At 47.8% G+C, this 6,611-nt stretch carries 6 protein-coding genes and 3 tRNA genes; 1 reads left to right on the top strand and 8 read right to left on the bottom strand.

The features are described 5' to 3' along the window. Positions 1 to 458: 458 nt before the first annotated feature. The 8 genes from HF894_RS13605 to HF894_RS13570 all read right to left on the bottom strand — a co-directional run bounded on the left by HF894_RS13605 (position 459) and on the right by HF894_RS13570 (position 5,654). Positions 459 to 1,619: a sodium ion-translocating decarboxylase subunit beta gene (locus tag HF894_RS13605; protein WP_021847721.1), complete on the bottom strand. Its 1,161-nt coding sequence runs from the start codon at positions 1,617 to 1,619 to the stop codon at positions 459 to 461. A gap of 1 nt (position 1,620) precedes the next feature. After that, complete coding sequence (locus HF894_RS13600) at positions 1,621 to 2,061, bottom strand: biotin/lipoyl-containing protein (RefSeq protein ID WP_021847720.1); 441 nt, start codon at positions 2,059 to 2,061, stop codon at positions 1,621 to 1,623. Positions 2,062 to 2,084: 23 nt separating this feature from the next. Beyond that, positions 2,085 to 3,014, bottom strand: a complete 930-nt coding sequence (locus HF894_RS13595; protein ID WP_021847719.1) for an OadG family transporter subunit — start codon at positions 3,012 to 3,014, stop codon at positions 2,085 to 2,087. Positions 3,015 to 3,039: 25 nt separating this feature from the next. Beyond that, a complete protein-coding gene (locus tag HF894_RS13590) occupies positions 3,040 to 4,593 on the bottom strand; it encodes an acyl-CoA carboxylase subunit beta (protein WP_021847718.1) in 1,554 nt (517 codons plus the stop codon). 113 nt (positions 4,594 to 4,706) lie between these two features. Then, the gene (gene mce / locus HF894_RS13585; protein ID WP_021847717.1) at positions 4,707 to 5,123 is read right to left on the bottom strand and encodes a methylmalonyl-CoA epimerase; all 417 of its coding nucleotides are present in this window, start codon (positions 5,121 to 5,123) and stop codon (positions 4,707 to 4,709) included. A 276-nt stretch (positions 5,124 to 5,399) separates the two neighbouring features. Next, positions 5,400 to 5,472: transfer RNA gene (locus HF894_RS13580), tRNA-Lys, on the bottom strand. A 6-nt stretch (positions 5,473 to 5,478) separates the two neighbouring features. Beyond that, a tRNA-Glu gene (locus HF894_RS13575) sits at positions 5,479 to 5,550 on the bottom strand. 17 nt (positions 5,551 to 5,567) lie between these two features. Then, positions 5,568 to 5,654, bottom strand: a tRNA-Ser gene (locus tag HF894_RS13570). A 367-nt stretch (positions 5,655 to 6,021) separates the two neighbouring features. Here HF894_RS13570 and HF894_RS13565 point away from each other — a divergent pair. Further along, complete coding sequence (locus tag HF894_RS13565) at positions 6,022 to 6,606, top strand: Crp/Fnr family transcriptional regulator (RefSeq protein ID WP_204973076.1); 585 nt, start codon at positions 6,022 to 6,024, stop codon at positions 6,604 to 6,606. The last annotated feature ends 5 nt before the right edge of the window (positions 6,607 to 6,611 follow it).

Below are 6,611 nucleotides of genomic sequence, written 5' to 3'. Positions count from 1 at the left end.
TTTAGGCTTAAAGATACAAAATCTTTAGGTAATAACAAAGCCCCAGCTTGTGAAAGTCGGGGCTTTGTGCTAAACAAAGAAGGTGTGCTTTTTGACACACCTTCTTTTTATGTCGTAAGATATGCACGTTCGCTTATTGGTGTGAGTAAGTTGTATATATGAATTCTTTATATTAAAGAATTCTCATCTAGATTTGATTCTGGATATTGGTGAGGCATTGTAGATAGATTAGAGTCTATCTGTTTGATGTTTGAAGGTGAGATATGATTCTTTTTTTGCCCTTTGAACATCTTATAATTTAGGAGGGATAAGATGTTTTTTATGGAGCTGTGAGGCTATAGAGTGTTTGTGGAAGTCTTTGCTAGTTATAGCAAATTTATATTATGATGAAAAAGAAAAGAGGGTACATTTTTGAATGACCCTCTTTTCATATGTTTTGTTCTTTATATATTACAGGCTTACATCAGGAAGCCCAGCAAGATACCGGCGGCTACAGCCGAACCGATGACGCCTGCAACGTTGGGACCCATGGCGTGCATCAGCAGATAGTTGGTCGGGTCATATTCCAGGCCGACAATCTGTGAGATACGGGCTGAGTCGGGTACGGCTGATACACCGGCGTTACCGATAAGCGGGTTGATTTTGTTGCCTTTCTTCAGGAAGAGGTTGAAGAACTTCACGAAGAGTACGCCTGAAGCGGTGGCTATAAAGAATGATGCCGCACCGAGTCCGAAAATCCACAAAGAGTCGGTTGTCAGGAATTCAGACGCTTGTGTAGAGGCACCTACTGTCAGACCCAACAAAATGGTGATGGTATCAATCAGCGGGCCGCTGGCTGTATTGGCCAGACGGCGGGTCACACCACTTTCTTTCAACAGATTTCCGAAGAACAGCATACCCAGCAAAGGCAGACCGGATGGTACCAGGAAGCATGTCAATAACAAACCGATGATGGGGAACATCACTTTCTCCGTGTGAGAAACTACACGAGGCGGTTTCATGCGGATCAGACGTTCGTGCTTTGTGGTCAGCAGACGCATGACGGGGGGCTGGATAACCGGCACCAGTGCCATGTAAGAGTAGGCTGATACGGCGATGGCACCCATCAGGTTAGGAGCCAGCTTAGACGACAGGAAGATAGCCGTAGGACCGTCTGCACCACCGATGATACCGATGGCACCGGCTTGCATGGGGTCGAACCCGATGGCCAACGCAATCATGTAAGCTCCGAAGATACCAAACTGGGCAGCTGCGCCGATCAGCATCAGCTTCGGATTGGAAATCAGCGCCGAGAAGTCCGTCATGGCACCGATGCCCAGGAAAATGAGCGGCGGATACCAGCCGGATGTCACGCCTTGATACAAAATGTTGAGTACAGAGCCTTGTTCATAGATGCCGACCTGCAGTCCGGCCTCCATGTTGAAAGGTATGTTGCCGACCAGGATACCGAAGCCGATGGGGATAAGCAGCATCGGTTCGAACTCCTTGGCGACGGCCAGGTAGATGAAGAACAGACCCACCAAAATCATGATGAGGTGTCCCGCTGTGGCGTTCGCAAAACCAGTATAGGTCCAGAAGTCGGCAAGGTTGTTTCCAATAAAATCTATAAATTCTCCCATATTATTCGATGATTACGAGGTCAGTACCTTCGAGAACAGAGTCCCCTTTGTTTACATTGATGGCGGTCACCTTTCCGTCACGGTCGGAGTTGATGTTGTTTTCCATCTTCATGGCTTCCAGGATGATGATAGTCTGGCCTTTCTTCACCGTATCACCGACGTTCACCTTGATTTCAAGGATGACACCGGGCAGCGGTGACTTCACGCCCGACTTGCCGGCAGAGGCGGCGGCGGGTTTCACCACTTGCGTGGTCGGTGCGGCCGGTGTGGTGGCGGCTTGTCTTACGACGGGCTTGATGACGGTAGCTTTGGGTTGAGGCGCCTTCTCCATTTCTACCTGGTAGTGGGTGCCGTTCACTTCAACGTGGGCAATGTTGCCTTCAATGTCTCCAATGACTACTTTGTAGGGGTTGCCATTGATTTTGTATTTATATTCTTTCATTGTTCAGTTTGTTAAGGGTGATGTTACTTTTTATGCGGTGTCTCGCGCAGGGTATATATCTTCGAGCTCCACGGCGAGTAGCTGCGTTTCACGCGGGTGATGGTCAGTACGGTCTCCTCCACGTCGTGTACGTCGCTCTGCATCTCGTGCAGGGCCATGGAGATGGCGGCGAATACTTCGCCCGGAGCCTGGCCGAGTTCTTTTTCCTTGGCTTCTGCCTTGTCCGTAATGCCTTTGGCGGCCATGGCTCTCTTCCGGCTCATGGCTACCGAGGCCTTGCCGATAAAGCGGAAGGAAACGTAGAGCAGGATGAGGCCCACGAATACCACCAGCATGGCTGTGATAGCCATACCGATGCCTATGCTGTCGTGTTGCTCGAATTTCTCCATCTTCACGTTCTTGTCCAGCGTCTTGTTGTTGGTGCTGGGCGTAACGTATTTTTCGGGTGATTCGTCTTTCACTTCCCAATTGGCGGAAGCATCGTCCACACGGGCATACGATTGGTCGGCTTTCAGCAAACCGGCAGGGACGGTGATCTCGTCCAGCAGTTTCTTCCCGGAATCATACAGGCCTATCCAGTTAGAACTTTCTTTATCCAACAGGAAATTGGTGTGGAAGGTACCGCGGTTGGGTTTGTTGTCCGCCCAGAACAAGGCGTGCTGGCGCGGTGCGATTTTGGTCAGCACGTCGCCTTTGGGAATGAAATACACGGCCGTGTCGCCGGGCTGGCTGGAGTGCTTCAGGTAGCATCCTGCCAAGTCGGCCGAGCCGTATGACTGGTTGAATATTTCTATCCACGCGCTTTGTACGCCGTAGTCGTCCTGGAAATTGGTCTCGTTGTCTACCAGCACTTCGTTCAGTATCAACTTGCTTTCCCCTTCGACTCCGCATGAGGAGCAAATCCCCAACGTCAGCAGCAATGAAAAGAATATTCCTATGTTCACTTTTCTCATTGTAATGTTCTTTATAAGTTAGGAATTAGAGAGGAATGTTGCCGTGCTTCTTGGCCGGGTTCGTCAGCTTCTTGGTCTGCAGTTGCTGCAGGGCACGGATGATGCGGAAGCGCGTGTTGCGCGGTTCGATGACATCATCGATGTAGCCATACTTGGCCGCATTGTACGGGTTGGCGAACAGCTTGGTGTATTCGGCTTCCTTCTCTGCCAGGAATTCGGCCGGATTTTCATGCTCTTTGGCTTCCTTGGCGTATAGTACCTCTACGGCGCCCGCACCGCCCATCACGGCAATTTCAGCCGTAGGCCAAGCGTAGTTCATGTCGCCGCGCAGCTGCTTGCAGCTCATTACGATGTGCGAACCGCCGTAGGATTTGCGCAGGGTGACGGTTACCTTGGGCACGGTGGCTTCGCCGTAGGCGTAAAGCAACTTGGCTCCGTGCAGGATGACACCGTTGTATTCCTGGCCTGTGCCCGGCAGGAAGCCCGGTACGTCAACCAGTGAAACGATAGGAATGTTGAAGGCGTCGCAGAAGCGGACGAAGCGTGCGCCTTTGCGTGAAGCGTTGCTGTCCAGTACACCGGCCAGGTACTTCGGCTGATTGGCTACGATGCCCACCGACTGGCCGTTGAAGCGGGCGAAGCCGATAATGATGTTCTTGGCATAGTCCTTTTGGATTTCCAGGAACTCGCCGTTGTCCACGATGGCGCCGATGACCTCATACATATCGTAAGGCTTGTTGGGGCTGTCGGGGATTATCTCGTTCAGCGAGTCCTCCAGACGGTCGATGGGGTCGGTGCAGTCAATGTAAGGCGGTTCCTCCAAGTTGTTCTGCGGAATGTAGCTCAACAGCTTGCGTATCAGGGCCAGGGCTTCTTCTTCCGTAGCGGCAGTAAAATGAGTTACACCAGACTTCGTGGAATGTACGCTTGCGCCACCCAGATTTTCTTGGCTTACGTCTTCACCGGTTACGGTTTTTACAACTTTCGGTCCCGTAAGGAACATATAAGATGTACCTTCCATCATCAGTGTAAAGTCGGTCAGGGCAGGGGAGTATACTGCACCACCGGCGCAGGGACCGAAGATACCAGAAATCTGAGGAATGACACCTGATGCCAGGATGTTGCGCTGGAAAATTTCAGCATATCCTGCCAAAGCGTTGATACCTTCCTGAATACGTGCACCACCCGAATCGTTCAAACCGATGACTGGAGCGCCCATACGCATAGCTTTGTCCATGATATGGCATATCTTCAGTGACATGGTTTCAGACAATGAACCAGCTGAAACGGTGAAGTCTTGTGCAAAAATGTAGACCAGACGGCCATCGATCGTACCACATCCGGTTACGACACCATCGCCCGGGTAGTGTTTTTTCTCCATGCCGAAGTTGGTGCAGCGATGTTCAACGAACATGTCCATCTCTTCGAAACTGCCTTCGTCCAGCAGCATGGCTATACGCTCACGGGCTGTATATTTACCTTTTTCGTGTTGCTTGGCAATAGCCTTTTCGCCACCGCCCTGACGCGCTACAGCGCGACGGTCGATAAGCTCTTTGATTTTCTCTAATTGATTGCTCATCGTTATTAGAATTTTAGTAATGTATGATTTGGTTTAGTTACAAACTACCGGCTACAAGCATCCACTCAGTATAAAAACGGTCTGTCGCTTGTAGCTGGTAGCTCATTACTTCTTTATTCGGGTTTCTCGCAAAGTTCAGTCAGTACACCTAAAGTTGATTTCGGGTGTAAGAATGCAATGTTTAGTCCCTCGGCACCTTTGCGGGGGGCTTTGTCTATCAAACGGATTCCAGCTGCTTCGGCTGAAGCCAATGCGTTGGCTACGCCGTCTTCGATAGCGAAAGCCAAATGGTGCATACCGCCGTTTCCGTTATTCTTTTCGATAAATTTGGCGATAGTGCTTTCCGGAGAAGTCGGTTCCAATAGTTCAATCTTTACGTCGCCAACTTTTAAGAAGGCGGTTCTTACTTTCTGATCTTCAACAGTTTCAATGTTGTAGCACTTCAGACCTAAAACATTTTCGTAATACGGCAGGGCTTCTTCGATGCTTTTTACAGCAATGCCCAAATGCTCAATGTGTGAAATCTTCATAACTTTATTCTTTTTAATCGTAAATAGAATACGGGTTTGAATTCTCTGTTCCCGGTTTCCGAATACAGGAGTTCCAAGTTGACCGAAGAACTCAGATTCTAAAAATCCATGAAACTTGGTACAAAGTAAGTCATTTCTTGCAAAATAGAGAAATTTTTCCTCAATTAAATTAGGGTGCAAATAGAGTTTCTGAAGCCTTTTCGGGTAGGCTATTTTTAAGAAAAGAGGGGGGTAATAAATAAGTCCTGGAGATTTTTCAATCTTCAGGACTTGTAGTACACCCTCAGGGATTCGAACCCTGGACCCACTGATTAAGAGTCAGTTGCTCTACCAACTGAGCTAAGAGTGCAATTTGTAGTGGATACGAGAATCGAACTCGTGTTCCATGCGTGAGAGGCATGTGTCCTAGCCGCTAGACGAATCCACCAACTATTTAAAATGTTGCGGAAGCTGGGGGATTCGAACCCCCGGTACGGTAACCCGTACGGCAGTTTAGCAAACTGCTGGTTTCAGCCACTCACCCAAACTTCCTTAGTGACCAGCATTCTTTCGAAATGCGCTGCAAAGGTAGAGAAAGTTTTGGACTGTGCAAACCTTTTGAGCATATTTTTTTCGTGGAATTTTTGCTTCAATCGCTAATCTGTTAACTCTCAAAAATATAAGTCTGATAAAAAAGTGTAGCAGATTGAAGATTGTAAAAGCGGAAAATACAAAGATCAGAAGAGCCTTTGCAAAAATACTCCGGTAGGCTCGTTTTTATGCTTTCGATTTTTCATCCTTTTTTAATATGGTAAGACACGCTTCGGTATAATCAAATAGAAAAACTCTGTTTTTCATTTGTCTCTGCTCTCACCTTTCGCTATCTTTGTGCCTGCTAAACCTAGAACAGAAGTTGCAAATGGATACTTTATTAAAAGAAACTGTAAATGCAGCGGTGAATTCCCGATATCCGACCATGAATCCTGAAGGTCGAAAGCTCATTGAAGAGATTCTGGTGAGAAAAGATTTTGAAAAGGGAGAAATTCTTCTTTCCGAAGGGCAAGTTAGTCATGATATCATGATTGTAGGAAAGGGTATGATACGCCAATTTTATTATAAAAACGGAAAAGATGTGACTGAGCATTTTTCTTACGAAGGCTGTATCGTTATGTGTATCGAAAGTTTGTTGAAGCAGGAACCTACCCGTTTGATGATAGAGGCCCTGGAAGACGGCACTGGTTATCTTCTGAATCACAAGAAGTTGAATTTGTTGGCAGAGACTTCATGGGAAGTTAATATGTTCTATCGGAAGATTTTGGAGTTTTCGCTCATTACTTCTCAGATTAAAGCTGATTCGTGGCGTTTTGAAACGGCCCGTGAGCGTTATAATCAATTGCTGCAATCGCAGCCAGAAGTGGTTAAAAGGGCTCCTCTCTCACATATTGCTTCCTATCTGTTGATGACACCAGAGACATTAAGCCGGGTTCGTTCGGGTATTTTATAAGAATA

The sequence above is a fragment of the Caecibacteroides pullorum genome, assembly GCF_019239235.1.
Lineage (GTDB): Bacteria > Bacteroidota > Bacteroidia > Bacteroidales > Bacteroidaceae > Bacteroides > Bacteroides pullorum.
Note: the sequence above shows the minus strand (reverse complement) of the source record. Positions and strands in the feature narration are given on the sequence as shown.